Source organism: Gordonia sp. McavH-238-E (assembly GCF_022348225.1).
In the GTDB taxonomy this organism is placed as follows: Bacteria; Actinomycetota; Actinomycetes; order Mycobacteriales; family Mycobacteriaceae; genus Gordonia; species Gordonia terrae.
The window spans coordinates 1-25,203 of record NZ_JAKRFE010000014.1 but is presented as its reverse complement, the minus strand read 5'-3'; the positions used below and the strand labels follow the sequence as shown (position 1 = coordinate 25,203).

At 68.6% G+C, this 25,203-nt stretch carries 25 protein-coding genes; 16 read left to right on the top strand and 9 right to left on the bottom strand.

Features of this window, described 5'->3' with window-relative positions:
* Window positions 1-442 precede the first annotated feature (442 nt).
* From MHN80_RS19860 to MHN80_RS19845, 4 genes are read left to right on the top strand one after another with little or no spacing between them, the layout of a single operon-like run.
* Window positions 443-1,627 carry a winged helix DNA-binding domain-containing protein gene (locus MHN80_RS19860; RefSeq protein ID WP_239403373.1) on the top strand — a complete coding sequence of 395 codons (1,185 nt, stop codon included), beginning with the start codon at window positions 443-445 and terminating at the stop codon, window positions 1,625-1,627.
* Between the two features lie 43 nt (window positions 1,628-1,670).
* Window positions 1,671-2,033: a helix-turn-helix transcriptional regulator gene (locus MHN80_RS19855; protein WP_239403372.1), complete on the top strand. Its 363-nt coding sequence runs from the start codon at window positions 1,671-1,673 to the stop codon at window positions 2,031-2,033.
* Window positions 2,030-3,130, top strand: a complete 1,101-nt coding sequence (arsB, locus tag MHN80_RS19850) for an ACR3 family arsenite efflux transporter (RefSeq protein ID WP_239403371.1) — start codon at window positions 2,030-2,032, stop codon at window positions 3,128-3,130. The genes MHN80_RS19855 and arsB overlap by 4 nt, the downstream gene beginning before the upstream one ends.
* Window positions 3,123-3,533, top strand: coding sequence for a low molecular weight phosphatase family protein (locus MHN80_RS19845; RefSeq protein WP_239403362.1), 411 nt, complete (start codon window positions 3,123-3,125; stop codon window positions 3,531-3,533). Before arsB ends, MHN80_RS19845 begins: the two co-directional genes overlap by 8 nt.
* A gap of 4 nt (window positions 3,534-3,537) precedes the next feature.
* On the opposite strand, the gene MHN80_RS19840 is transcribed toward MHN80_RS19845, so the two are convergent.
* Both MHN80_RS19840 and MHN80_RS19835 read right to left on the bottom strand, forming a co-directional pair.
* Entirely contained in the window at window positions 3,538-5,187 is a 1,650-nt protein-coding gene (locus tag MHN80_RS19840) for an HNH endonuclease signature motif containing protein (RefSeq protein ID WP_239403356.1), read from the bottom strand.
* Window positions 5,188-5,232: 45 nt separating this feature from the next.
* Complete coding sequence (locus MHN80_RS19835) at window positions 5,233-5,718, bottom strand: ArsI/CadI family heavy metal resistance metalloenzyme (protein WP_239403348.1); 486 nt, start codon at window positions 5,716-5,718, stop codon at window positions 5,233-5,235.
* A gap of 97 nt (window positions 5,719-5,815) precedes the next feature.
* Between MHN80_RS19835 and MHN80_RS19830 the strand changes: the two genes are divergently transcribed.
* Window positions 5,816-6,178, top strand: coding sequence for an Rv2640c family ArsR-like transcriptional regulator (locus MHN80_RS19830; RefSeq protein WP_004020648.1), 363 nt, complete (start codon window positions 5,816-5,818; stop codon window positions 6,176-6,178).
* Window positions 6,179-6,215: 37 nt separating this feature from the next.
* On the opposite strand, the gene MHN80_RS19825 is transcribed toward MHN80_RS19830, so the two are convergent.
* Window positions 6,216-6,455, bottom strand: a complete 240-nt coding sequence (locus MHN80_RS19825) for a three-helix bundle dimerization domain-containing protein (RefSeq protein ID WP_101821635.1) — start codon at window positions 6,453-6,455, stop codon at window positions 6,216-6,218.
* Between the two features lie 194 nt (window positions 6,456-6,649).
* On the opposite strand from MHN80_RS19825, the gene MHN80_RS19820 reads away from it, so the two are divergent.
* From MHN80_RS19820 to MHN80_RS19805, 4 genes are all read left to right on the top strand, one after another.
* A complete protein-coding gene (locus MHN80_RS19820) occupies window positions 6,650-6,859 on the top strand; it encodes a hypothetical protein (protein WP_239403333.1) in 210 nt (69 codons plus the stop codon).
* 91 nt (window positions 6,860-6,950) lie between these two features.
* Complete coding sequence (locus MHN80_RS19815; RefSeq protein ID WP_239403331.1) at window positions 6,951-7,637, top strand: DUF899 family protein; 687 nt, start codon at window positions 6,951-6,953, stop codon at window positions 7,635-7,637.
* Between the two features lie 94 nt (window positions 7,638-7,731).
* Complete coding sequence (locus MHN80_RS19810) at window positions 7,732-8,454, top strand: response regulator transcription factor (protein ID WP_004020644.1); 723 nt, start codon at window positions 7,732-7,734, stop codon at window positions 8,452-8,454.
* Window positions 8,447-9,922, top strand: coding sequence for a cell wall metabolism sensor histidine kinase WalK (locus MHN80_RS19805; RefSeq protein ID WP_239403323.1), 1,476 nt, complete (start codon window positions 8,447-8,449; stop codon window positions 9,920-9,922). Before MHN80_RS19810 ends, MHN80_RS19805 begins: the two co-directional genes overlap by 8 nt.
* Window positions 9,923-10,041: 119 nt before the next feature.
* Here MHN80_RS19805 and MHN80_RS19800 read toward each other — a convergent pair whose 3' ends face one another.
* Entirely contained in the window at window positions 10,042-10,884 is an 843-nt protein-coding gene (locus tag MHN80_RS19800; RefSeq protein WP_239403309.1) for a hypothetical protein, read from the bottom strand.
* Window positions 10,885-10,901: 17 nt separating this feature from the next.
* A complete protein-coding gene (locus MHN80_RS19795) occupies window positions 10,902-11,900 on the bottom strand; it encodes a DNA adenine methylase (protein ID WP_004020641.1) in 999 nt (332 codons plus the stop codon).
* Between the two features lie 195 nt (window positions 11,901-12,095).
* Here MHN80_RS19795 and MHN80_RS19790 point away from each other — a divergent pair, with 195 nt between their 5' ends.
* Window positions 12,096-12,521 carry an HIT family protein gene (locus MHN80_RS19790; protein WP_239403297.1) on the top strand — a complete coding sequence of 142 codons (426 nt, stop codon included), beginning with the start codon at window positions 12,096-12,098 and terminating at the stop codon, window positions 12,519-12,521.
* Window positions 12,522-12,661: 140 nt separating this feature from the next.
* Here MHN80_RS19790 and MHN80_RS19785 read toward each other — a convergent pair whose 3' ends face one another.
* A complete protein-coding gene (locus tag MHN80_RS19785; protein WP_239403288.1) occupies window positions 12,662-14,782 on the bottom strand; it encodes an ATP-dependent DNA helicase RecQ in 2,121 nt (706 codons plus the stop codon).
* 137 nt (window positions 14,783-14,919) lie between these two features.
* Between MHN80_RS19785 and MHN80_RS19780 the strand changes: the two genes are divergently transcribed.
* The 3 genes from MHN80_RS19780 to purD all read left to right on the top strand — a co-directional run bounded on the left by MHN80_RS19780 (window position 14,920) and on the right by purD (window position 19,616).
* A complete protein-coding gene (locus MHN80_RS19780) occupies window positions 14,920-16,185 on the top strand; it encodes a bifunctional glycosyltransferase family 2/GtrA family protein (protein ID WP_239403272.1) in 1,266 nt (421 codons plus the stop codon).
* Window positions 16,182-18,275, top strand: a complete 2,094-nt coding sequence (locus tag MHN80_RS19775) for a glycosyltransferase family 39 protein (protein WP_239403259.1) — start codon at window positions 16,182-16,184, stop codon at window positions 18,273-18,275. The genes MHN80_RS19780 and MHN80_RS19775 overlap by 4 nt, the downstream gene beginning before the upstream one ends.
* A gap of 87 nt (window positions 18,276-18,362) precedes the next feature.
* A complete protein-coding gene (gene purD, locus MHN80_RS19770) occupies window positions 18,363-19,616 on the top strand; it encodes a phosphoribosylamine--glycine ligase (protein ID WP_239403250.1) in 1,254 nt (417 codons plus the stop codon).
* 75 nt (window positions 19,617-19,691) lie between these two features.
* Here the strand turns inward: purD and MHN80_RS19765 are convergent, their stop codons facing one another.
* The 3 genes from MHN80_RS19765 to MHN80_RS19755 form a co-directional block, all read right to left on the bottom strand.
* On the bottom strand, window positions 19,692-20,654 hold the full coding sequence (locus MHN80_RS19765) for an alpha/beta hydrolase family protein (protein ID WP_064569211.1): 963 nt from the start codon (window positions 20,652-20,654) through the stop codon (window positions 19,692-19,694).
* 81 nt (window positions 20,655-20,735) lie between these two features.
* Entirely contained in the window at window positions 20,736-21,218 is a 483-nt protein-coding gene (locus MHN80_RS19760) for a nucleoside deaminase (RefSeq protein WP_239403243.1), read from the bottom strand.
* A gap of 56 nt (window positions 21,219-21,274) precedes the next feature.
* Entirely contained in the window at window positions 21,275-22,030 is a 756-nt protein-coding gene (locus tag MHN80_RS19755; protein WP_004020633.1) for a DUF6882 domain-containing protein, read from the bottom strand.
* 176 nt (window positions 22,031-22,206) lie between these two features.
* On the opposite strand from MHN80_RS19755, the gene MHN80_RS19750 reads away from it, so the two are divergent.
* From MHN80_RS19750 to purB, 3 genes are all read left to right on the top strand, one after another.
* Window positions 22,207-22,800, top strand: coding sequence for a TetR/AcrR family transcriptional regulator (locus MHN80_RS19750; protein ID WP_174316846.1), 594 nt, complete (start codon window positions 22,207-22,209; stop codon window positions 22,798-22,800).
* A 104-nt stretch (window positions 22,801-22,904) separates the two neighbouring features.
* Window positions 22,905-23,288 carry a hypothetical protein gene (locus MHN80_RS19745; RefSeq protein ID WP_239403237.1) on the top strand — a complete coding sequence of 128 codons (384 nt, stop codon included), beginning with the start codon at window positions 22,905-22,907 and terminating at the stop codon, window positions 23,286-23,288.
* A gap of 75 nt (window positions 23,289-23,363) precedes the next feature.
* On the top strand, window positions 23,364-24,791 hold the full coding sequence (purB, locus tag MHN80_RS19740) for an adenylosuccinate lyase (protein WP_239403228.1): 1,428 nt from the start codon (window positions 23,364-23,366) through the stop codon (window positions 24,789-24,791).
* Window positions 24,792-25,203: the final 412 nt, after the last annotated feature.

Sequence of the window (25,203 nt, the reverse complement as noted above, 5' to 3'; positions counted from 1 at the left end):
CCATCATGCGGTAGCCGAACCCCCTGCGCCACCATCGACGACCCGATGTGGCGACGGCCACATCCGCGCCTCGCGTGCCCGTGCCCGCCGGCGGAAGAGCCGCCGGATCCGGAGCCGGTTCTGTCCGGTCCGGATAGTCCGTTAGCCGCGTGAGCTGCGCTTTCGCGCGCTGTTTCGGCTCGGGGGTGGATTGGGTCGCGTTCGTGGGGTCTGCTTGTGGGGCGCAACCCGACGGGGGTCGGGAAGCGCACAGGTTGCGTCGGTCGAAGGACACACGGAAAGTGTCGCGAACACTGCCCGTCGGGGGCTGTGTGTCGTTCGGCCCACACGACCGCGCGGGTGCCGGACACCGGGTCGACGGGGGTCGGCGGTCTCCGGCACCCGCGTCCCCTCCTCGCGCCGGGCCCCTTCTCTTGTCAGCGCGGCTCACTACGATCTGTCCATGCTGATCACCGACGCCCAGCGTCGCGCACGCCTCATGCGCCGGGCTCACCTCGATGCGTCGTCGCGCGCTGCCGACGCGGTCGAGGCGGCCGCCACCATGGTCGGTCTGCACGCCACCACACCGTCGACGGTCCATCTGGCCGCATGGGTTCGCGTCGGTCCGGGCTTCACCCGCGACTCCGTCGACGCCGCCCTGTACGAGGATCGGACGCTCGTCAAGCACCTCGCCATGCGACGCACACTGTTCGTGTTCCCGCGCGACGTTCTGGCCGAGTCCGTCGGCGCCCTGGGGCCGCGGATCTCGGCGTCCGAACGCACCAACATGTTGCGGGACCTCCGGCGCAGTCCCGACTTCGACGACCCGGAGGGCTGGATCGAGACCGCCCGGCAGGCAGTCCTGGCCGAGCTGGCCGGCGGGGAGTCGCTGACGTCCACCGAACTGCGGGAGCGGTTGCCGGCCCTCGACGGGTACATCACCCACGGTGCGGGCACCTCCTGGGCGGGACGCGCCCCGATGGGCCCCCGGGTGCTGAACATGCTGGACGCCGAAGGTGCAATCGTGCGCGGCCCCAACCGGCTGGGCTGGCATCTCTCGCGGCCGGCGTGGACGTCGATGCCGCTCTGGCTCGGTGAGGAGCTGCCGCCGATCAGCGTCCACGACGGGCACTGCGCACTGATCGGGCGTTGGTTGCGAACGTACGGACCCGGTACGGAGACCGACCTGACGTGGTGGCTGGGCTCGACCAAGACCGCCGTCCGCGCGGCCCTCGCCGAACTCGAGACGATCCAGGTCGACCTGGAGGGCGGCGGCGTCGGTCATGTCCTGCCCGACGACACCGGTGACGACGGCATCGGGGGCGAGCCGGTCGAGCCGCAGGCCGTGCTCCTGCCCGAGCTCGACCCGACCACCATGGGCTACAAGGAGCGCGGCTTCTATCTCGGCCCCCACACCGCGCAGGTCTTCGACTCCGCGGGCAACGGCGGTCAGACCGCTTGGTGGGACGGCCGCATCGTCGGCGGCTGGTACCGCAGGCCCGACTCGTCGATCGACATCATCCCGCTGGAGCCGCTGTCCCGGGATGCGCGTCGAGCGCTCGACGCCCGGGCCGAGGAACTCGCGGCGTGGTTGGGCGACGAGCCGTTGAAGACCGGATATGCGGCGCCTTATGCGCGGGGGTTGTGAGGTCGCCGGTTCGGGTTGAATCGACATATGTCAATATTGACGAATGTCGAATCAGAACCTGCTGTCGGCGGTTCCCCGCGGATTGACGGCCGGCGAGGCGGAGACCGCCGCGCCGGTGTTGAAGGCGCTCGCGGATCCGGTCCGGTTGCGGTTGTTGTCCGAGATTGCGGCACATCCGGGAGGTGAGGCGTGCGTGTGCGACATCTCCGGACCGTTCGACGTCTCGCAGCCGACGATCTCGCACCATCTCAAGGTGCTGCGAGAAGCCGGGCTGGTGACGAGTGAACGGCGGGCCACCTGGGTGTACTACCGCGCGAACACCGATGCGCTGCACAGCCTCTCGGTCCTGCTGGGCGATCTCTCGTCGGTGGTCGGCGAGTCCGGTTCGTGCGAGCCGGGCCGATGAGCACGGTCGATACCGGGGTGGCGGGCAAGTTGTCGGTGCTGGACCGGTTCCTGCCGGTGTGGATCGGTGCGGCCATGGTCGTCGGTCTGCTGCTGGGTCGCACCGTTCCGGGCGTGGGTGACGCGCTGGCGTCGGTGGAACTCGACGGCATCTCGCTGCCGATCGCTCTCGGATTGCTGATCATGATGTATCCGGTGCTGGCCAAGGTGCGCTACGACCGACTCGACTCGGTCACCGGCGACCGTCGCCTGCTGCTCGGCTCACTGGTGTTGAACTGGATCATCGGGCCTGCGCTGATGTTCGCGCTGGCCTGGCTTCTGCTCCCGGACCTGCCGGAGTACCGGACCGGCCTGATCATCGTCGGCCTGGCGCGCTGTATCGCGATGGTCATCATCTGGAACGACCTGGCGTGCGGTGACCGCGAAGCCGCTGCCGTCCTGGTCGCACTGAACTCGGTGTTCCAGGTGATCATGTTCGCCGCGTTGGGCTGGTTCTATCTCTCGGTGCTCCCCGGGTGGCTCGGGCTGGAACAGACGACCATCGACACCTCGCCGTGGCAGATCGCGAAGTCGGTGTTGATCTTCCTCGGCATACCTCTGATCGCCGGCTACCTCACCCGCCGCATCGGTGAACGGACCAGGGGCCGCGACTGGTACGAGTCCGCGTTCCTGCCGCGCCTCGGACCGTGGGCGCTCTACGGGTTGCTGTTCACCATCGTCGTCCTGTTCGCCTTGCAGGGTGAGCAGATCACCTCGCAACCCTGGGACGTCGCGCGTATAGCGCTTCCGCTGCTGATCTACTTCGCGGTGATGTGGGGCGGCGGTTTCCTCCTCGGCGCCGCGATGGGACTGGGTTACGAGCGGACCACCACACTGGCGTTCACCGCCGCCGGCAACAACTTCGAGCTCGCGATCGCCGTCGCGATCGCCACCTACGGTGCGACCTCCGGTCAGGCTCTCGCCGGAGTCATCGGACCGCTGATCGAGGTCCCCGTTCTCGTCGGCCTCGTGTACGTGTCTCTCGTGTTGCGGAGGCGATTCACCGCCCCTGCCGCTGTCGGACCAGATGTGTCGAAGGAGCCCGCTCGCGATGTCTGATCCTCTCGAGGTGCTGTTCGTGTGTGTCAGCAATCGCGGCAAATCCGTGATGGCAGAGCATCTCACGCCGACGGTCACCGACCGGGTCGCGGCGTCGTCGGCCGGAACGAGCGCGAAGATCGGCGGCGAGGTCAACGAACTGTCCGCGCACGTGCTCGCCGAGATCGGCGTCGACGTCGCCGCCCACCGGCCTCGTCAACTCACCGACGATCTGTTGCGCGCCGCGGATCTCGTCGTGGTGGTCGGCACTGCCGAGGTCACCCCGCCCGACGGAGTGAGTATCGAGGTGTGGAACACCGTCGAACCCGCTGACCGCGGCGTCGATGGCCTCGAGCGGATGCGGCTGATCCGTGACGACATCACGACTCGTATCCGCGACCTCACCGACCGTCTGCAGCCGTGAGCATTCAGAACGGTGGTGGGTTGGCGGCGTTCCACGCGTCAATCTCGCGACGGTGGGTGATGGTGCGGGTTTCGCGCTGATCGGCGAGCTTGCTGCGGGCCGGATGGTCGGGTGGGCGGCCGGGTACGAGGTAGCCGAACAGGTCGCGGCCGTTGAAGGCGTTGCCGATGAAGGTGTGTCCGGTCGGGGACTGGAACCAGGCGGTCAGGTACTCGTCTTGGTAGTCGCGCCACATGCCGAAGGTCTTGATGCGGTGGTGGAACCGGCACAGCGGTTTGAGGTTGCGCTGGGTGGTGGCGCCACCGGTCGAGGGTGAGTGGTGGTCGAACGGGGTGGTGTGGTCGAGATCGGTGGTCCACACCGGCTGATCACAGCCGGGGAAGGTGCAGCACAACTCGCCGCAGCGCACCAGGTTCTGGAGTTTGCGGCTCGGGGTGTAGCGGGATTCGGCTGCCGCATCCGCATGAATGCCGGTGGTGACGAAGGAACGACGGGCATCGGCGAGCAGTGAGCGCATGGTGTCGGCGTCGATGAGGCCGTGGCCGTCGAGGAAACCGGGGTCGTCGTCGACGCCGAGCAGAGTCGACAGGTTCACCACGATGTGGAACGTCGGCACCGGGGCGTGCGGATCGACCGTCACCGGGGCCGGTTCAGGCGTGGGTGTCGGTTCAAGCGCTTCCGTAATGGTGTCGTCGGATTCCACTGCTGCCGACGGCCTTTCCATCTCCGGCTCGTTGACGGTGTCGTCGAGGTCGACCGGTTCGGGCACCGGAGCGCAGTGTGGGCAGCGGCACGGCAGGGTGTCGAGGTGGGCGGCGAGGGCGATCATCGCGTCGACGCGTCGCTGCCTTTTGTTGCGGGGGTCGTCGGGGTGCACGGAGGCGGCCATCGCGTCGAGTTGGGCGTTGAACGCGGCGGCGTCGGTGACCGGGAGGCTGCCGGTGATGCGGGCTTGGCCGGGCTGGAATCGGTCAGGTGCGATGGTGATGTGGCGATCGCGGGTGGCGCGCTCGCGGCGGCGGCGGACCGCGTCAGGGGCGTGTCTGGCGACGATCGCGTCGACCAGGGTGGTGAACTGGGTCGTCGACATCGGGGGGCGGGCCAAAATCGCCTCGGCCAGATGGGCATCGACGGTTTGCATGTCGCTGTCGGAGACGTAGTCGGTGCGTTTCATGGCGATGGTGAAGCGGCGTTGGTCTATCCGTCCGCAGGCCAGGGTGTTGCCGGTGAGCATGAGGCGGTAGCGCAGGACGTCTCCGGTGCGGATGAGGTCACGAGCTTGCGCGGCGGGGATCATCAGTGCCGCACCGAGTTCGGAGGTCGCTTGGTCGAATCCGTCGGGACCGAATTCGGCGTAAGGGTCGATTCCGGCCGCGGCGTCGGCGGCGCGGCGGTGCAGTTCGTCTTCCGACGAGGCTTGACCGTCCCGGAGTTCGTTGCGGCGTAGGTGGTACTCGAGTTCGCGTTCCTCGTGCAGCAGGCTTGCCGCGGTCAGGAGACGATAGGAGGCGGCGGAGGTGATCGACGCGCAGTGGGTGATGACGTCCACGAGTTCACCGGCGGACAACTCGGTATCGGAAAGCGCTGCGGGCAACGGCATTTCGTCTTCGGGCGCGATACCCGAAGCGTCTGCGCCACCGCCCCCGAACTGCATGACAACACCATACGACCACCCACCGACAAGAACGACGACGCTCGGTCAGCAGCAGGCCGGGCGAGCGTCGGCGGGGCCGGTGGCGCCACCACTGCAGCAGACCGAACCCGTGCCGGATTCGTCGACAGCGTTCTCGGCCAACAACTTCGGGCTCGTGCCGAACGTATCCGAGTCCGCGAGCACGGTGTAGATCTCCCACTTCTCGTCGCTCGGTCCGGTCACCCACACCTTGTCCTGGGTCGCAAAACAACAGGTGGAGTCGATCTCCTCCTGCGTGAACAGCCCCGCGCCGGAGAGACGGTCGATCTCGGCATGCACGGTGTCGCTCGACTCGACTTCGACGCCGAGATGGTTGATCGTGCCGCCCCGGCCCGGGTTCTCCAGAAGGACCAGTTTCAGGGGTGGCTCGACGATCGCGAAGTTGGCATAACCGGGCTTGCGTTTGGCCGGGGCGGTGTCGAACAGCGTGGAGTAGAACTCGATCGCGGTATCGAGATCATCGACGTTGAGCGCGAGCTGCATACGGGACATGACGAACCACCTCACCTGTGAGACATATATCGAAATAGGGGCCCCTGCAGGATGCCACCTTTTCGACATATGTCAATAGCGAGAGTATGGTCGGGTCATGCCGAAGACGTTGCCGATGGTCGACATCAGTGCTCCCATCTGCTGTGCACCCGTGTCCGCGGCCCCGCTCGACGACGCGACTGCGCTCGAGATCGCCTTGAGGCTCAAGGCTCTTGCCGATCCGGTGCGGATCAAACTCGTCTCGATCCTGCTCGCCGATGGAGGCGATGGGATCTGCACGTGCGACCTCGCGACCGCGGTCGGCCTCACCGAGGCGACGACGAGCCATCACCTGGGTCAGCTGCGCAAAGCCGGGATGGTCTCGCCCGAGCGTCGCGGGATGAACGTCTATTACCGGTCGAGGCCCGAGTCGTTGGAAGCTCTACGCAATGTCCTCAGCGCGACCACCGGATGCTGCTGACCCCGGGGACCACGCGTCGAGTGTCGGCCTGGCCGGATCATTCCCCCACGTGCGGCGGGACGGCAGTCGGATCGGCCATCACGTCGGTGCCGCCCAGGGTCTTGTTCGCGCGGCGTTCCACGAGCAGCGGCACGAAGTCGCGAACCTCGGTCCCCTCGAAGTGCTTGTACGCCGTCTCGACCGCGGCAGCGACGTCGTCGGGCGACCGGTGCGAGTAAAGGCCGATGAGCCGGTGCTGGACTTCACTGATCTGGCGAAGTTCGTCATTCGCATCCATGCACACAATTTAGAGTGTCCGCAGCACTTCGGACCGTTCGCACCGATGGATTCACCGACCGTTCATCCCGCCGCTATCGGTGCTCAACCTCGCATGACGGCCTGCGCCCGACCCGCCTCCGGTGTCTTGCTTCCCCCATGGACGTCGATGGTGATGGTCAGCGGTTAACAGTGGGAGAACCTACGATGACACCCATGGTTCAGTCGCGACGACCGGTCGATCCCGTCGCACAGGCGCAAGCTCGGGTGCTGGTGGACGAGTTGGAACGCGTCGCCGACTCCCTCGTCGACAGCTTGCAGATCGGCCGCGGCGGCGAGAAGGCGCTGCGGACGGCGCGCCGGGAACTCTACGAGGTCCGCGAGCACGTGCGCCGGCTCCAGACGACGTACGAACTCTTCGGATAGACGGACGCCGCGCCGATGTTCCGATGAATTCGGGAACGATGTCGGGTCAGACCCGGTGAACTGTTGTCATCACCGAGCGAAAGGCACCGTCATGAGTACCGCACTCCCACCCGTGGCCGACCGCGACACCTGGGCGGCGGCGCTGGCCGACCTACGGCGCCGAGAGAAGGCGGCGACCCGCGAGCTCGACGCCGTGGCCGCGCAGCGTCGTCGGCTCCCGATGGTCGAGATGGACGACTACGTCCTCACCGGGCCCGACGGTCCGGTTCGACTCGTCGACATCTTCGACGGGCGCGCACAGCTGATCGTCTACAACCACATGTGGTCCGACGGCGCGCGCTTCCAGTGCCCGGGTTGCACCGGCTTCACCACGCAGTTCAGCCGGCTCGACTATCTCGCCGACTACGACGCGCGATTCGTCATCATCACGCCCGGGCCCATCGACGAGGCCCTGGCGTACCGGGAGCGCGTCGGCAATCGCATGGACTGGTACTCCTCGGCGGGCACGACCTTCTCCGCCGACGTCGACGCCGCGCCGGGGGAGGGATTCGCCGTGAACGTCTTCCTCCGGGACGGGGACACCGTGTACCGCACCTGGCATTCGACGGGACGCGGCACCGAACAGCTCGGTTTCACGTTCGGGCTCCTCGACGTCCTGCCCTACGGGCGTCAGGAGGAGTGGCAGGATTCTCCGGACGGATGGCCCCAGAGTCCGACCTACTCGCGATGGCGCGGTTCGGAGGAGATCGCCGCGGCGTACGGTGACCCCGACGCGTGACCCTCGCTCGTCACAGAATCCGCTGGTCAGCGTTCACAGGAACCTCCCAGCGTGCCGACAGTGGGGTACCAGGCCGTGCTGGGAGGGTGGTCGTGTGAGTGAAGCGGCGAAACAGAACAGCACACGCGGCGCGAAGGTTCTCGTGGTCGACGACGAGGAGAACATCCGCCAATTGTTGTCGGTGTCCCTGAAGTTCCAGGGATACGAGGTCGAGACCGCTGCCGACGGTCCGGCGGCCCTCGACCGGTGCCGCGTCGCCAAACCCGACGTCCTCGTCCTCGACGTGATGATGCCGGGGATGGACGGGTTCGGATTGTTGCGACGCCTACGCGCCGACGGCGTCTCGGCTCCCGCGCTGTTCCTGTCGGCGCGCGACACGGTGGAAGACAAGATCAACGGTCTGACCATCGGTGGCGACGATTACGTGACCAAGCCGTTCAGCCTCGAGGAGGTCGTGGCCCGCCTGCAGGTGTTGCTGCGGCGCAGTGGTTTCGACGAGCAGCAACGTACGTCGTCGAAGATCACCTTCGCCGACATCGAACTCGATGACGAGACCCACGAGGTGTTCAAGGCGGGCGAGCTGGTCGCGCTCTCGCCGACGGAGTTCACCCTGCTGCGGTACTTCATGGTCAACGCGGGCACGGTCCTGTCGAAACCCCGTATCCTCGACCACGTCTGGAATTACGACTTCGGCGGTGAGGTGAACGTCGTCGAATCCTACGTCTCATACCTGCGGCGCAAGCTGGACACCGGGGACAAGCGGCTCATCCACACCCTGCGCGGCGTCGGCTACGTGATGCGTGAGCCCCGTGACTGATCCGACGGCGACGAGCGCAGGTCGAAAGCCGCGCAAGCGCGGTGTCCCACTGCGGATCTCGCTGGTGGCCCTGACCTTGTTGCTCGTCGTCCTCGGGCTGCTCGCCTCCGGTGTGGCGGTGACCTCGTCGATGCGCCAGGATCTGATCGCCCGCGCCGACGACGGGTTGGAGAATGCCGTACGGACGTGGGCCGAGCCCCGTGGATTCCTCGGCGACGGTCCGGGCCCACCTGGCCCGCGCAGGCCGCCGTCGCCCTACTACGTCGAGTCCGTGGTCTACGGGCCCGGAGGGGTGTCGGCCGACAATGTCTACAACCAGTTCGACGACGCCCCCGACCTCGGTGGATTGACCGACGACGACGCCGGACCCGTCACCGTCCCGTCCGTCGACGGCGACGGGCCGCAATGGCGGGTCATCACACGCAGCAACAGCTTCGGTAGATCCGTCGTCGCCACACCGATGTCCGACATCGACGACACGGTGAGCAGGCTGATCTGGCTGCAGCTCGCGATCGGCGCGCTGGTCGTCCTGCTCATCGGGGTGCTGAGTTATGTCCTGGTGCGCACGAGTCTGCGCCCGCTCCGTCGTGTCGAGGAGACCGCCCACGAGATCGCGGAGGGAAATCTGACGCGACGCGTGCCACCGGCGCCGCCGAACACCGAGGTCGGCAGCCTGTCGGACTCGCTGAACCGGATGCTCGGGCAGATCCAGCACGCCTTCGCCACGACCGCGGCGTCCGAACAACAGGCACGCGCCTCCGAGGAGCGGATGCGCCGCTTCGTCGCCGACGCCAGCCACGAATTGCGGACTCCGCTCACGTCCATCAAGGGTTTCGCCGAACTCTATTCGCAGGGCGGCGTTCCCGACGTGACCGACGCGATGCGACGCATCGACGACGAGGCCGGTCGGATGAACCTGCTGGTCGAGGACCTGCTGATGCTCGCGCGGCTCGATGCCGCGCGTCCCGTCGATTCCGCGCCCGTGGACCTCCTCGGTCTGGCCGCCGACGCCGTGCAGAGCGCACGTGTCGCCGCGCCCGAACGCGAGATCCGGCTCGACGTCGTACCGGGCGACCGGCCGCCGGTCGTCCTCGGGGACGGGCCGCGTCTCGTGCAGGTGCTGCGGAATCTCATCGGCAACGCCGTGAACCACACACCGCCGGACGCCTCCATCACGGTCGGGGTGACGGTCGACGACGGTACCGACGACAGGACGAACGCCGGTGAGGCGGTGCTCACCGTCGCCGACACCGGTCCGGGAATCTCGGCGGAGGATGCCGAGCACGTCTTCGAGCGCTTCTACCGCGGTGACTCCTCGCGGCACCGGGGCTCCGGCGGTGGCAGCGGTCTCGGCCTGTCGATCGTCGCCGCCCTGGTGGCGGCGCACGGGGGCCGAGTGGGTGTCGACACCAGTCCCGGTGCGGGAGCCACGTTCTGGGTGCGACTGCCGCTCGCGGACGCCGGCTAGATCAACCGGCGCAGCTGCGGCCTCACTGCTGGTTGAGCAGCGACGAGCGCAGCCGCCGGGCCGAGCAAGCGACGAAGGAGCGCGTCGAGGTCGAGGAGCGTGTCGAAGCCACCGCCGCCTCAGCCGATCAACCGACGCAACTTCGCGAACTCGGTGACGTCGTCGCGGAACCGGTCGAGTCCGACGAGCGTGTACATCCCGTCGATCTGGCGCGTGACCCACAGCTGATGGATGCGGCGAAGGTCGGATTGCCGTGACTTCCAGCCGATTCCGTCGATCACGGCGAGAACCAGTTGGGTCGGCAGCCGGACCTCGGCCATCTCCTCGATCTCGCGGACCGCGTCGGTCAGTTTGGAACCGGTCGAGTCGAAGCCCTTCGCCGCGACGACGATGTCGGCAGATGACGGATCGCCCACGATCAGGTCGGCGGGTGCGGTCCGTCCGTTGCGTCCCGCGAATCGTGAACGGGTGACGTAGTCGAGTCCGATGTCGCGGGCGATGTCCTCGATCTCGTCCTCGATGCGTCGACCCGAGGCGCCCGCGCGGGTGGCGGTCGCGCGGGTCCCGGCGCGGGCCACGAGGATGTCGGCGAAGGTGAACGTGCGGGACAGCTGGGTGCGCAGCATGCGGACGAGGTCGAACTCGGTGTCGAGCCAGGTCACCAGGTCGACCGGTTGTGCGCGCGCCAATGCGTGCCAGCCGCTGGTGTCGAAGCGGTCGCGCAGGGCGTTCTTCAGCTTCTCCTGGGACAGCCCGACCGCGAGTCCGAGGACCGGCACGTCGGTGGGGTTGTCGCGCACCCAGGCCGCCAGGCCCGCGATGTCCGTGTCGAGCAGTTCGCCGAGGCGCGCGGTGGCCTGGGTTATCCGCTCGGCCTCCGGCGTCGATGCGGTCGGGTCGACGTGAGAGGTCAACCGCCCCAGGGAGGCCAGGTAGTCGTCGAAGTCGCCCGCGGTGCTCATCGGTGTCGTGTCGCCGGTCAGTCCCGGCCGATGAACAGGTACTCGCTGACGTCGCGCCGCGTCGCGGCCGCGTGGGTGCCGAAGCTGTACTTGTGGTCGATCGCGATGACCTCCACCGACGGCTTGACCTTCCCGAGCAGGTCGACGATGCGGTCCTTGCCCGGCAACGCATTCGACGAGTACGACAGCACGATGGCGCCGGCGTCCTCGAAATGCTCGAAGGTGCGCAACAGGGCGTCCTCGATGGTCCGCTTGTAGGCGAACGGGGTGAAGCGCTTCGGCAGCTTCTTGGTCTTGGTGTTCTCCATGATGCTCATGCCGCGCCAGTAGGCCGACAGGCCCTCGAGAAAGTGGTAGCGCTTGATGTAGTCGTTGTCGTCGGTCGGTGGGGCGTACGGGGGATCGAGGTAGACCAGATCCGGTGGTGCGGACCACGGCAGTTCGAGGTCGAAGATGTCGCCCTGGACGCTCCGGCTGCTGCGTGCGTTGCTGAACACCGTGGCGTTGTAGTCCCCGGCTGCGCGTAGACGGAAGTGGTCGCGCAGGGACATCGTCAGGTCACGCCGACCGTCGGCGTACCGCGTCGAGTCGGTGAACGTGAACACCCCTCGGGGCTGTTTGCGCGCCGCCGAGAGGACCAGGGCGGCGATCGCGAGGTCGCGCCGGTAGCCGCGCAGGGCATCGACGTGCGACCACGCCGAGTCCAGGAACGCCCGGTCCTCGGTGGTGAAGTACAGGCCGTCGAAGGTCCGTGAGATGTAGTCGCGGTCGTCGGCGGGGGGACCGCAGATGGCCTCGATGAGTTCGGGCTCGAGCCGGACACTCGAATTGGCCACCGACGCGCGGGTGATGATGTGCGGGAAGTTGAGGAAGTCGTTGCTGACGACCTCGAAACCCTGCGCCTTCAGGAGATAGGACACCACCCCGGAACCGGAGAACGCATCGACCGCGGTGGACCCGCCGATCTCGGCGAAGGTGCGCTCGAGGTGGGGGAGCAGGCGGTACTTCGACCCCATGTACCGAAGGCGTGGGAACCGCTGGGCGCGGGCCAGGACGTCGCTGGATCCGACGACGGCTCGGGAGGTGCGTCCCGTCCCGGATGATTCTGGCCCACTCACATCGAAAAGGATGTCATGGACCCCCGACAGTCGGCCGCAGACAGTCCGGCTGCGAGACGTCCGGGACATCAAGCGCCGTTTAGACTCGGGCCCATGGCATCGGTCTTCAGCATGATCATCAACGGCGATCTCCCCGGTCGATTCGTCTGGAAGGACGGCGAAGCGGTCGCGTTCCTCACCATCGAGCCGGTCACGCCCGGTCACGTGCTGGTGGTTCCGCGCGCCGAGGTCGATCACTGGGAGCAGATGGACACCGCCGCATTCGCCCATCTCAGCGCGGTCGCGCAGAACGTGGGTCGGGCGGTGAAGGACGCCTTCGACGCGCCTCGGATGGGCTTGCTCATCGCCGGTCTCGAGGTCCCGCATGTGCACGTCCACGTGTTCCCGGCGCTGTCGATGCAGACCTTCGACCTCGCCAACGCGAACAAGAACGTCAGTCCCGAGGACCTCGATGCCGCGGCGGAGAAGATCCGCGCGAGTCTGCGGTCGCTCGGTTACGGCGAGTACGTCGCCGACTGACCCTTCGCCCCCTGAGGTGCGAGCGAAGCGAGCCACGAAGGGCTGGGCCACGTACCTCGCCGCGCCCTTCGTGGCTCGTCGCTAACGCTCCTCGCACCTCAGGGACCAGCGGTTTAAGGTTTTCTCGGTCAGGGGCCCGCTCACACCGTCCGGTGGATGAGGAGTGGTAGTACCGCGGTCGCGCCCGCCTCACGAAGGGCGGCGGCGGCCAGGGTGATCGGCCAGCCCGAACTGTTGGCGTCGACCACGAGCATGACGTTGCGGCCCGCGACCTCGGGCGGGTCGCCGAGATGGTCCCGCCAGTAGGCGGCCTCGACCGCGCCGGTCGCGTCGGTGGGTGGATCACCCATCCGCACGGGGAAGCTGCCGCCCTCGCGTTTCCCGACCGTCCGCAGGTGGTCGGCCAGGGTCTCGGCGAGCGTGGTGCCGGTCAGGCGCAGTGACACGATGAGGTCGGCGCGGACGCCGGTGTCGCGCACCCACGCGGCCAGCGTGGCGACCGCGGCGTCGCCCAGTTCGGCGACCGCACGCTCGTTCCCGTTGCGCGCCGCGGCGAGCACCTCGACCCACTCGGGGGCGTCGGCGTGCGCCAGGACGCGTCCCGGCGCGGCCAGCAGGTCCGCGGGAATCCGTCCGCGACGGCCGAATTCGCCACCGGGCCACATCTTGCGGGGGTCCAGGGTCTGGGCCTTGCGGCGTAGCGTGGAGGTCACGGTGCGCACGGTCTCGTCGTCGACGGTGTCGGTGAGACCGTCGCTGAGGGCGCCCCGGCAGACCGAGCAGCGCCCGCAGTCCGCGGCCTGCGGGTCGTCGAGCGATTCGGTCAGCAGCCGCATCAGGCAGGTGCGCCCCGCGATGTATGCGCGCATGATGTCGGCCTCGCGCCGGCGCACGGCGAGGATGCCGTCGTAGTGCGCGGCGTCGTAGGTCCAGGGCTTGCCGGTGACGACCCACCCGTCGGGGGTCCGGTCGGTCACGCCGTCCACCGCCAGCTGCTTGAGCATCAACTCGATCCGGGTGCGGCGGAATCGGGTCGCGGCCTCGAGCTGAACCACCGACTGCGGCTCGTCCGCGGACTCCAGCGCGGCGAGCAGATCACGCATCTTGTCCGGGTCGGGAATCGTCGCGGTGGCGAAGTGGTCCCAGATCCGGTCGTCGGTCTGCGACGCCAGGAGCATCACGACGGCATCGTCGAGGGCGCGTCCGGCACGGCCGACCTGCTGGTAGTAGGAGACCGGTGACGGTGGTGACCCGACATGTACCACGAAGCCGAGATCTGGTTTGTCGTAACCCATTCCGAGCGCCGACGTCGCGACCAGCGCCTTGACCTCGTTGCGCAGCAACGCGTCTTCGAGTTCGTGGCGGCGGTCGGCGTCGAGCTGGCCGGTGTAGGCCGCCACCGCGACGGCGTCGCGGTGGACCGCCCGGATGGCCTCGACCAGGCGGTCGGCGTCGGCGACGGTCAGCACATACACGATGCCCGACCCCGGGAGTGCGGGCAGCGACTGCGCCACCCACCCGTACCGCTGGACCGGGGAGAGGCCGTCGAGAACGTTGAGATGCAGAGATTTTCGCGCCAGCGGCCCGCGGAGGACGAGGGTGGGCTCCCCCGCGGTACCGGCGTCGAGCTGGGCGGCGACGTCCTCGGTGACACGGGCGTTGGCGGTGGCGGTGGTGGCCAGGACCGGTGTCGTCGGGTTGACGGTGCGCAACACATCGGCGACCCGACGGTAGTCGGGGCGGAAGTCGTGGCCCCAGTCGGAGACCGCGTGCGCCTCGTCGATGACGAGTAGTCCCAGGTTGCCGGCGAGGGCGTCGAGGACCCGGCGGCCGAATCCCGGGTTGGCGAGCCGCTCCGGCGACACGAGCAGGACGTCGAGGTCGCCCGCGCGCAACTGTGCCTCGATCGTCGACCACTCGTCGACGTTGGACGAGTTGAGCGTCGCCGCCGACAACCCACCGCGGGCGGCGGCCGCGACCTGGTCGCGCATGAGGGACAGCAGCGGCGACACGATGAGGGTCGGCCCACCGCCGCCCGCCCGGATGATCGCGGTCGCCGACCAGTACACCGCCGATTTGCCCCACCCCGTCGCCTGGACCACCAGCACGCGCGCGCCGCGTTCGGTGGGATCGGCGGGGCGCCCGGCCAGCGCGGTCACGGCCCGGAGCTGGTCGTCACGCAGCGAGGCGCCCTCACCGGCCAGGCTGGTGATGACGCGGTTGGCGGCGGTCAGCTGGTCCGGGGCGAGGGTTGCGGCCATGCGCCCCAATGTAGTGGCGCCCCCGGACAGGCCGGCGTTCTCCATCCACACGCCCCGGTCACACCGGGTATGCGTTCACAGGAACCTGGCAGGTCGTACGCAGAGTGACCCGAGGCTGGGATCCGACAGTGATCCACATGATCCCAGAAGCACCGCCGGGCGCCACGGCGCAGACATACACACTGACCGACAGTTCCACGCCGAATCCGGTACTCGACATCGTGGTCCCCGTCTACAACGAACAGGCCGACATCGCGTCGTCCGTGCGTCGCCTCGCCGACCACCTGCGTCTCCACGTGCCGTACGCCTCGCGCATCACCGTCGCCGACAACGCCAGCACCGACGACACCCTCGCCATCGCCGTCGCACTGGCGGGCGAGCTCGACGGCGTGCGGGTCGTCCACCTGGAGCAGAAGGGACGCGGCCGTGCGCTGAGCGCGGTGTGGCAGCACAGTGACGCCGAGATCGTCGCCTACTGCGACGTCGACCTGTCGACCGATCTCAACGCACTCATGCCGCTCATCGCCCCGCTCGTCTCGCGGCATTCCGACATCGCGATCGGTACGCGCCTCAGCCGGTCCGCACGCGTCGTCCGAGGGCCCAAGCGCGAGTTCATCTCCCGCTCGTACAACCTGATGCTGCGGACCGCGATGGGCGCCAGGTTCTCCGACGCGCAGTGCGGGTTCAAGGCCATGCGCACCGACATCGCGCGCGAACTGCTGCCGTTCGTCGCCGACACCGGCTGGTTCTTCGACACCGAGCTCCTGGTCCTCGCCGAACAGATCGGTCTGCGTATCGCGGAGGTGCCGGTGGACTGGGTCGACGACCCCGACAGCACCGTCGACATCGTGCCGACCGCGATCGCCGACCTGAAAGGCTGTGCGCGCGTGGGTCTCGCGCTGGCGATGGGTCGGTTGCCGATCGCGCAGCTGCGTGCGTCCATCGGCCGGGACCGAGCCCCCGGACCGCAGCTCGACGGGGTGCCGAAGGGGATGGTCGGCCAGCTGGCACGTTTCTGCGTGGTGGGCGTGGCCTCCACGCTCGCCTACGCGATGCTGTTCCTGGCGCTCCACTCGTTCCTCGGCGCCCAGATCTCGAACGTGGTCGCCCTCGCGATCACCGCCGTGCTCAACACCGCCGCCAATCGGCGGTTCAGCTTCGGCATCCGCGGACGCGACAACGCCTTGCGCCATCAGCTCTTCGGGCTGGGCGTCTTCCTGTTCGGCTGGCTGGTGACCTCGGGGGCGCTGCTGGTGCTCCACACCGCGGCGCCCGACGCGACCAAACACATCGAACTGATGATCCTGGTGACCGCGAACCTGGTGGCCACCCTCACCCGGTTCATCGGTCTCCGCTGGGTGTTCCGCAAGGCATCCGCTCATCACACGGAGGTCGCCGCATGAGCACCACCCTCGTTCCGCCGACGGATCCTGTTGCATCCGACAATCCCTCGGGCATGCGGCGTCCGGTGTCGCCGAACCCGCGCTGGGAACGCATCTCGCTGACACTGCTGCTGGTCGGCACCACGGTCGCGTACCTGTGGAACCTGTCGATCAACGGGTGGGCCAACTCCTTCTACTCGGCGGCCATCCAGGCCGGCTCCCAGTCGTGGAAGGCGTGGTTCTTCGGGTCGTCGGACATGGCGAACTCCATCACCGTCGACAAACCGCCTGCCTCACTCTGGATTCCGGGCCTCAGCGCCCGGATCTTCGGGGTCAACTCGTGGTCGATCCTGGTGCCCGAGGTGCTGATGGGCGTCGCCTCGGTGGCGCTGCTCTACCTGATCACCCGGAAGTACCTGGGCCACTGGGCCGGCATCCTCGCCGGGGTGATCCTCGCGGTGACACCGGTTGCGGCGATGATGTTCCGCTTCGACAACCCCGAAGCGCTGCTCATCCTGCTGATGATCGCGGCCGTCTGGTCGATGATGAAGGGGCTCGAGGACGGCCGATGGCGATGGCTGATCCTCACCGGGATCTTCGTCGGGTTCGGTTTCCTCACCAAGCAGCTCCAGGTCATGCTGATCGTGCCGCCGCTTGCGGTCACCTACCTCGCCTTCGGTCCACGCGGCTGGTTGCGCCGGGTCGGGCAGCTGTTCGCCGCGCTGGGCGCGATGCTCGTCAGCGCGGGCTGGTGGATTCTGGCGGTCGAGCTGTGGCCCGCGTCGTCGCGGCCGTACATCGGTGGCTCGCAGAACAACTCGATCCTCGAACTGACCCTCGGTTACAACGGCCTCGGCCGGCTCAACGGCAACGAGACCGGTGCCGTCGTCCCCGGTGGTGGTGGGAACGCCATGGAGGGCATGGGCGGTGGACCGGGTGGTCCCGGCGGTGGCGGCGGTATGTGGGGGGAGACCGGCTTACTCCGGATGTTCGAACCCGCGCAGGGCGGTCAGATCGCCTGGCTGATCCCGACGGGACTGATCCTCGCCGCGGTGGCGCTCGTCCTCATCGGAAAGGCCCGGCGCACCGACCCGCGTCGTGCATATCTGGTCGTCTGGGCGCTCTGGCTGCTGGTCACGATGGGTGTCTTCAGCTTCATGGCCGGGATCTTCCACCAGTACTACACCGCGGCACTGGCTCCCGCCGTCGCCGCGGTCGTCGCCGGCGGCGCGGCGGTCTGCTGGTCGCACCGGGACCGGTTGTGGGTGCGGATCGCACTGGGGATCTCCGTCGCGGTCGCCGCGGTCTGGGGCTATGTCCTGCTCGATCGCACACCCGACTTCGTGCCGTGGCTCCGGTTCGCGGTGCTCGTCGTCGGCCTCGCCGCGGCGGTGACCATGATCTTCGCCCAGCGTCGGGCCATCGCGGCGGCAGCCCTCGTCGGGGCGATCATGGCCGGTCTGGCCGGTCCGGTCGCCTATACCGTCGACACCATCGCGACCGAGAAGAGCGGATCCATCATCTCCGCGGGTCCCCGTGTCGAGGGCGAGTTCGGCCCCGGTGGAGGTGGACCGGGCGGTCCCGGTGGACGCGGAGGCCCGGGTGGACCCGGCGGTCGGGGCATGCCCGGCACGCCCCCGCAGGGCATGGGTGGCCCCGGTGGCCAGGGACCGACCGGAATGGGCGGTCCGGGCGCGAACGGCACCGACGGCCGCGGGGGCGGCGGCGGGGGGCTGCTGCGGGGTTCGACGCCCTCCACGGCCATCGTGGACACGCTCAGCGCCGACGCCGACGACTACACCTGGGTGGCCGCCGCCGTGGGGTCGATGTCGGCCTCCGGATACCAGCTGGAGACCGGCCACTCGGTGATGCCGATCGGCGGGTTCAACGGCAGCGACCCGTCGCCGACCCTGGCGGAATTCCGAGAGCTCGTCGCCGCGAAGAAGATCCACTACTTCATCGGCGGGGGCACGGGGCCCGGCATGGGTGGTGGGATGGGCGGGAACTCGGCCCAACCGTCGTCGCAGATCAGCACCTGGGTGCAGGAGAACTTCGTCGCCGTCACCGTCGACGGCGTGACCATGTACGACCTCACCCAGCCCACGAGCTGACTGTCGCAGCCCAGCGGACCGCAGTAGGTGTTGCCACCGCGACGCCTACTGCGGTTCGTCGTCGCCACACCGTTTAGAGTCATGGACGTGCGCGTACTCGTGATCGGCTCGGGCGGCCGCGAACATGCCCTTCTCATCGGTCTGGCGAACGATCCGGCGGTCACCGACCTGCACGTCGCCCCGGGGAACGCCGGCACCTCGTCGATCGCCACGAACCATCCCGTCGACGCCGTCTCCGGCGACGCGGTCGTGGAGCTGGCACGCGAGGTCGGTGCCGACCTCGTGGTCATCGGTCCCGAGGTGCCCCTGGTCCTCGGAGTCGCCGACGCGCTGCGCGCGGCCGGGATCGCGACGTTCGGCCCGAGTGCCGAGGCTGCCCAGATCGAGGGGTCGAAGGCGTTCGCGAAGGACGTCATGAAGGCCGCGGGGGTCACGACCGCCCACGCCGAGATCGTCGACAATCCCGCCCGGCTCGACGCCGCACTCGACCGCTTCGGCCCGACCTGGGTGGTCAAGGACGACGGTCTCGCCGCGGGCAAGGGCGTCGTCGTCACCACAGACCGTGACATCGCCCGCGACCACGCCGCCGAGTGCCTCGAGAGCGGGCACCCGGTGCTGCTGGAGAGCTTCCTCGACGGGCCGGAGGTGTCGCTGTTCTGTCTCGTCGACGGCGAGACCGTGGTGCCGTTGCTGCCCGCGCAGGACCACAAGCGCGTCGGCGACGACGACGCCGGCCCCAACACCGGCGGCATGGGTGCCTACACGCCGCTGCCCTGGCTGCCCGCGGAGATGACCGCGCGCATCGTCGACGAGGTCGTGAAGCCCGTTGCTGCCGAGATGGTTCGGCGCGGTATCCCGTTCTCCGGTCTGCTGTACGCCGGCCTGGCGATCGGATCGGACGGACCTGCCGTCGTCGAATTCAACTGTCGCTTCGGTGATCCGGAGACCCAGGCGGTGCTGGCCCTGCTCGACTCTCCGCTCGGACAGGCGCTGCACGCGACCGCAACCGGGACGCTCGCCGATCTGCCGCCGCTGCAGTGGCGTGACGGTGCCGCGGTCACGGTGGTTGTCGCGGCCGAGAACTACCCCGGCAAGCCGCGCACCGGCGACGTCATCACCGGCGCCGACACCGACGGGGTGCTGCACGCCGGCACCGCGCGCAACGCCGACGGCGCCGTCGTCTCCTCCGGTGGGCGGGTGCTCGCGGTGGTGGGCACCGGCGCCGACCTCGCCGAAGCCCGCGACCAGGCCTACGCGCGGATCGCGGGCATCAAGCTCCCCGGTTCGCACTTCCGCAGCGACATCGGCCGCAACGCCCTCGAGGGCCGGATCAGCATCTGAGTTCCGCTCGCATCGTCCGTTCCCGATCACCCCGAATCGGTTGAGCGCGAACGGAACACGTGAGCGAATCCCGAGTCAGACCGCCAGGTTCCGTCCGAGGAACTCGACCTGCTCGGGAAGGACACTGCGCCAGTAACGGTTGGTGTGTCCGCCGGCCGCGGTCCCGAACGCGGCCGGCGGCCGGAGTCCGGCGGCCCACTGGCGCGTGTAGGTGTAGAACTGGTCGCTCGAGCCGATGTTGATCAGCAGCGGGATCTTCGCGAACTTCGGCTGCGCGCCGAACAGCGAGTTGGCCTGGTAGTCGGCGATGCCGTCGAAGGCGCGCGGCGGGAAGTTGCGCGGGTCGGCCCACATCGCGGGCGAGCTGACGGCCACGGCGGCGACGCGCGGTGCGCCCAGCATCGCGGCCAGACGCAGCGCACCGTAGCCGCCCATCGACCAGCCGAAGAGTCCGATCCGCTCGGTGGACAGGTTGAGTTTCGGGTCGCTCGCCAGCATTGGCAGGAACTCGTCGAGGACCATCGCGCCGCCATCGGTGCCGTCGGTGCGCCGGTGGTAGTAATTGCGCCCGATGTCGGCGGCCGCCAGAGCGAACGGCGCATTGCCTGCGTCGACGTACTGCTGCATCACGGTCTGCATCTCGAGCTTCGGCCCGAAGATCGATTTCTCGTTGGTGTTCAGCGCGTGCAGTACGACGACGACGGGCAGGGTGCCGGTCACGCCGTTGGGGCGGGCGACGGCCCACCTGGTGTCGCGCCCACCCATCCGCGCAGACCGGAAGCTGCCGGTGACCAGCGGCGGGCCCCCGGTGACCGGGGGTGGGGACGCCTCGACCGGCAGTTCGTCGTCGGCCCGGCCCTCCAGCTTGCGCGGCTGTACGGACGTCGGCGGGGTCGAACCCGAGCATGCGGCGACGCCGAGCGCAGCGGCGCCGAGTCCGGCGGCCAGGACAGCACGACGGCCGACGGGCGAGCGGCCGTTGTCGTCGGGCCTGCTGCGCTCGTCGGTATCGCTGGTCGGTGGTGTCACTCGGGTCATCGAGTCAACAGGGTAGTAGCCGACCCCCGGCTCGCCGCAACGGATCGTCGACCGACGCGCATCGATGTGAGGAATCTCCTCTCAGCTGTGCTGCCAGAAACCGGCGTGCACCTCCCGTGCGGCGTCGAGAGCGAACGGGCCGCGGACGACGATCGGCCGGCTGCCCGCCTCGAAGATCCGGCGGCACGGCATCGCCAGTGTCGGATTCGCCGGGTCGTCGCCGGTCATCTCCCGCAGTTCGTCCTCACCGAGTGCGTAGACGACCGTACCGATCCCGGCCCAGTAGATCGCTCCGGCACACATCGCGCACGGTTCGGTGCTGGTGTAGAGCGTCAGCCCGCCGCGGGTGACGAGGTCGAGGTGCCCGACCGCGCGTACGACGTTGGTCTCGGCGTGCCCGGTCGGGTCACCTGCGGTGTCGACGGTGTTCATGCCCTCGGCCACCACGCTGCCGTCCGGCGCGACCAGGAGCGAACCGAACGGGTGATCGCCGCGCGCGCGGGCCTCGGCGGCCAGCTCGATCGCGCGTCGGAGATGGGTGTCGTCGCGACTGTCGGTGGACATGTCCCCGATGGTCGCATGGGTCGCCGGTGATGCGGGCCCGGTGTGGGATGCGCGGCTCAGTGCTGCCCGACGAGCTCGCAGCTGAAGTCGATCGGCCGCGCGCGCCGGTCGAACTCCACGTGCGCCACCGACTCGCCGTCGGTGACGTCGCAGATCGGCGATCGGCCGCCGTCGGTGCCTGCCCGCCAGCTGATGTGCCATCCGCGCCGCGCGGCCATCCCGTGGATCGCCACCCGATGATCGTTGACCGCAAGAGATCTCATCACGGTCGGCATCGTCGTGGCGAAGTCGGCGAAGCTCGGCTCGGGGAGTGCGACGTCGTCGAGGAGGTACACGGCGAGTTCCCCGTCGTCGAGCCGTCCCGTCCAGTAGGGACTGATCCCGGTGCTCTCGACCGCGGCGGCGGCGACGATGTCGATCGCCTGCGCCCGGCAGTCGATGACCTCGTCGCGAGACAGGTTGGGCGGCAACGGTACCCGAGGCGTCGCGAAGTCGTCGACGCCGAATCGGGCGCCCACGTCCCGCAGCGCCGAGGCGGGGCCGGACGGTTCGCCGCGTGGATGGGCCCACCCCCACACGATCGCGTCCGCCTCGATCACCGCGATCAGGGTGGCGCGCGACCGGACCGAGTCGTGGTGCCCGTCTTGACCGGTGGGGGCGGTGGCGGTGAAGACGACGGCCCGCTCGGCGGGGTCGCAGCGCGCCTCGAAGCTGCCCAGCCGTTCGCGGAGGTGATCGGCGAACGCGACCTGTCGCAGACAGGTGTAGAGCGCCGCGTAATCGGCGACAGCGTGGAGGCCGTCGAACTGCATGCGCTCACGGTAACCGCGGGCCCGGTCGTCGTACCCCGGTGTCCGATGTCCGACTGACGCCCCCGGTCGCGCGTTGTCGGAGGTCAGCGGACTTATACGGGAATCAGACTGTGTGTGCATCGCTTTGGTGAAAGCGATACGGCGGTACCGGCCCTTTGGCAGCATGAACATCCATGATGACCTCGGCGGCGACACCGAAGGGTGTGCGGCGGCGGTCTCGATTGATCGAGGCTGCCGGCGAGCTGTTGCTCGAAGGCGGCTTCGACGCCGTACGTCATCGCGCGGTGGCCGAGCGGGCGCAACTCCCGCTGGCGTCGACGACCTACTATTTCGGCTCCCTCGATGACTTGATGGCCGAGGCCGCCGCCCACCTGTGCGCCCACGACGAGACCGCAGTCTCCGCCCGCTGCAACGCTCTTCCGCGCCGGCATCGCGGGAGCACGGCGACGGCGGCCGCGCTCGCCGACGTCTTCGTCGGCTCCGACACGACACTCCAGCAACTGTCCGCGCGGTACGAGATGATCGCGCTCGCGGCGCGTCACCCCCTTTTGCGCGACGTCGTCGCCGCGCGCGGACAGTCGCTGGCGTTTCATCACTGCGAGGTCCTGGTCAAATCTCACCGCGTCGCCGACCCGGTGCACATCGCGCAACTGATCGGCATCGAGGACGGTGCCATCGTCGGCGCGCTGGCCCAGACCGCGGTCCGGCCCGTCGATGCGGTGCGCGACGCACTGCTCGATGTCGTCGACGTCCTCGCCCCACGTGAGTGACCGCGACGAACCTCGCGAATAGGCCGCGCCATCGGGGCGACGATGACACGATGGGGCGTCAGGTCACCGACGGGGAAGGGGATCGAGTGTCGGGACGACGCTGGATGGTGAGGATCGGGGTCGCGCTCGGCGCGGCGGTGATGAGCACGACCGCGCTCCTGGTGCCGTCGGCACAGGCGGCGCCGGCCGGCCGGGTCGATGCATCGGTCCCGCTCTCCTCGGCGGTCTACGGCACCGGCTGTACGTATCCGCTGACCGTGGCCGTCAACTCCTCGGGCTGGGTGGAGTTCTTCGAGGTCAAGGCGGGCTTGCCGCCGCGCTTCGTGGGACGCGACCTGCCCCAGGGTGCGCTCGCCTCCACCACCTGGGTCCCGCAGCGCATCGGTGACAAATACCTGTACGCGGTGCAGAACGGGAAGGTCTCCCAGCCGACGTTCGTCCGCGTTCGCCAGGGCTACGGGTCGAACGGATCGTGCGTGGCCTTCTGACGCCGACCGACGTCTCACCGCAGGCGGCCCGAGCAGGGTTTCGGTCTGACCTCGGTCGCGACCTACACTGGGCGGGTGTCGAAGCCCGTCATCGCCAACGTCCTGGCCAGTCGCTATGCCTCCGCCGATCTCGCCGAGCTGTGGTCGGCGAGCACCAAGATCGAACTCGAACGGCGGCTGTGGATCGCGGTCCTCAAAGCCCAACGTGACCTCGGCATCGACGTACCGTCCGACGCCATCGCCGACTACGAGCGCGTCGTCGACCAGGTCGACCTTGCCTCGATCGCCGAACGTGAACGGGTCACCCGCCACGATGTGAAGGCCCGGATCGAGGAGTTCAACGCCCTCGCCGGTCACGAGCAGATCCACAAGGGCATGACGAGCCGGGACCTCACCGAGAACGTCGAGCAGCTGCAGATCCTACGATCGCTCGAACACGTCCATGCGCACGGGGTCGCGGTGCTCGCCCGCATCGTCGCCCTCGCCGCCGACTATTCGTCGACGGTCATGGCCGGACGCAGCCACAACGTCGCCGCCCAGGCCACCACTCTCGGCAAGCGATTCGCCTCGGCCGCCGACGAACTCATGATCGCGCTCACCCGCCTGCGCGAGCTCATCGACCGTTATCCGCTGCGCGGTATCAAGGGGCCGATGGGCACCTCGCAGGACATGCTCGACCTCCTCGGCGGGGATGCGGTCAAGCTCGCCGACCTCGAGAACCGCGTCGCCGATCACCTCGGGTTCGCGCGCTCGTTCACCTCGGTCGGCCAGATCTACCCCCGTTCACTCGACCACGACGTGGTGTCCGCCCTCGTGCAGGTGGCCGCGGCGCCCTCGTCGCTGGCCCACACCATCCGGCTGATGGCCGGCCACGAGCTGGTGACCGAGGGCTTCCAGCCCGGCCAGGTCGGCAGCTCGGCGATGCCGCACAAGATGAACACCCGCAGCTGTGAGCGCGTCAACGGACTCGCCGTCGTGCTTCGGGGATACGGCTCGATGGCCGCGGAACTGGCCGGGGCGCAGTGGAACGAGGGTGACGTCTTCTGCTCGGTCGTCCGTCGGGTGGCTCTGCCCGATGCCTTCTTCGCGATCGACGGCCTGATGGAGACCTTCCTGACCGTTCTCGCCGAGTTCGGCGCATACCCGGCGGTGATCGCCAACGAACTCGACCGCTATCTCCCGTTCCTGGCGACCACCAAGGTCCTGATGGCCGCGGTGCGCGCCGGCGTCGGCCGGGAGACCGCACACGAGGCGATCAAGGAGAACGCGGTCGCGGTGGCGCTCGCCATGCGCGAGGAGGGACGCGAACCCGATCTCCTCGACCGGCTGGCCGCCGACGACCGCATCCCGCTCGACCGCGCCCAGCTCGAGGAGTTGCTGGCCGACAAGACCGCCTTCGTGGGTGCCGCCGAGCAGCAGGTCGCCGACGTCATCGCGGCTGCGGAGAAGATCATCGGGCAGTACCCCGACGCCGCAGGCTACTCCCCGGCGCCGATTCTGTAGTAAGCCTGCGCACCTCACTTCGGTCCGCCGGCGTCGGAGTGCCTGGTACTCCTGCTCCCTGAGGTGCGAGCGTGCGTGTTCGACCCTGCTCCCTGAGGAGCGCCCGGAGCTTGCGGAGGGTGCGTCACGAAGGGTCTGCCACGCATCTCACCAGGACCCTTCGTGACGCTCGCAAGCTCGCTCCTCAGGGAGCGGGGGTCTGTCGTGTTCCACGACAGCCGCCAGGCCGCGGGTACTGAGGAGCGAGCGAAGCGAGCCACGAAGGGGCTGGCGAGTCGTCTCACCAGACCCTAATGGGGGTGGATCGGTGTCCTGGAGGGGATGCTGGTCGTGTGAGCCTTCCTGGTCGGTGACCACTGCCAGGCCCTGAAACGGTGTCGGATTTCTACTCGAAGACCGTGGCCCGGCCGGG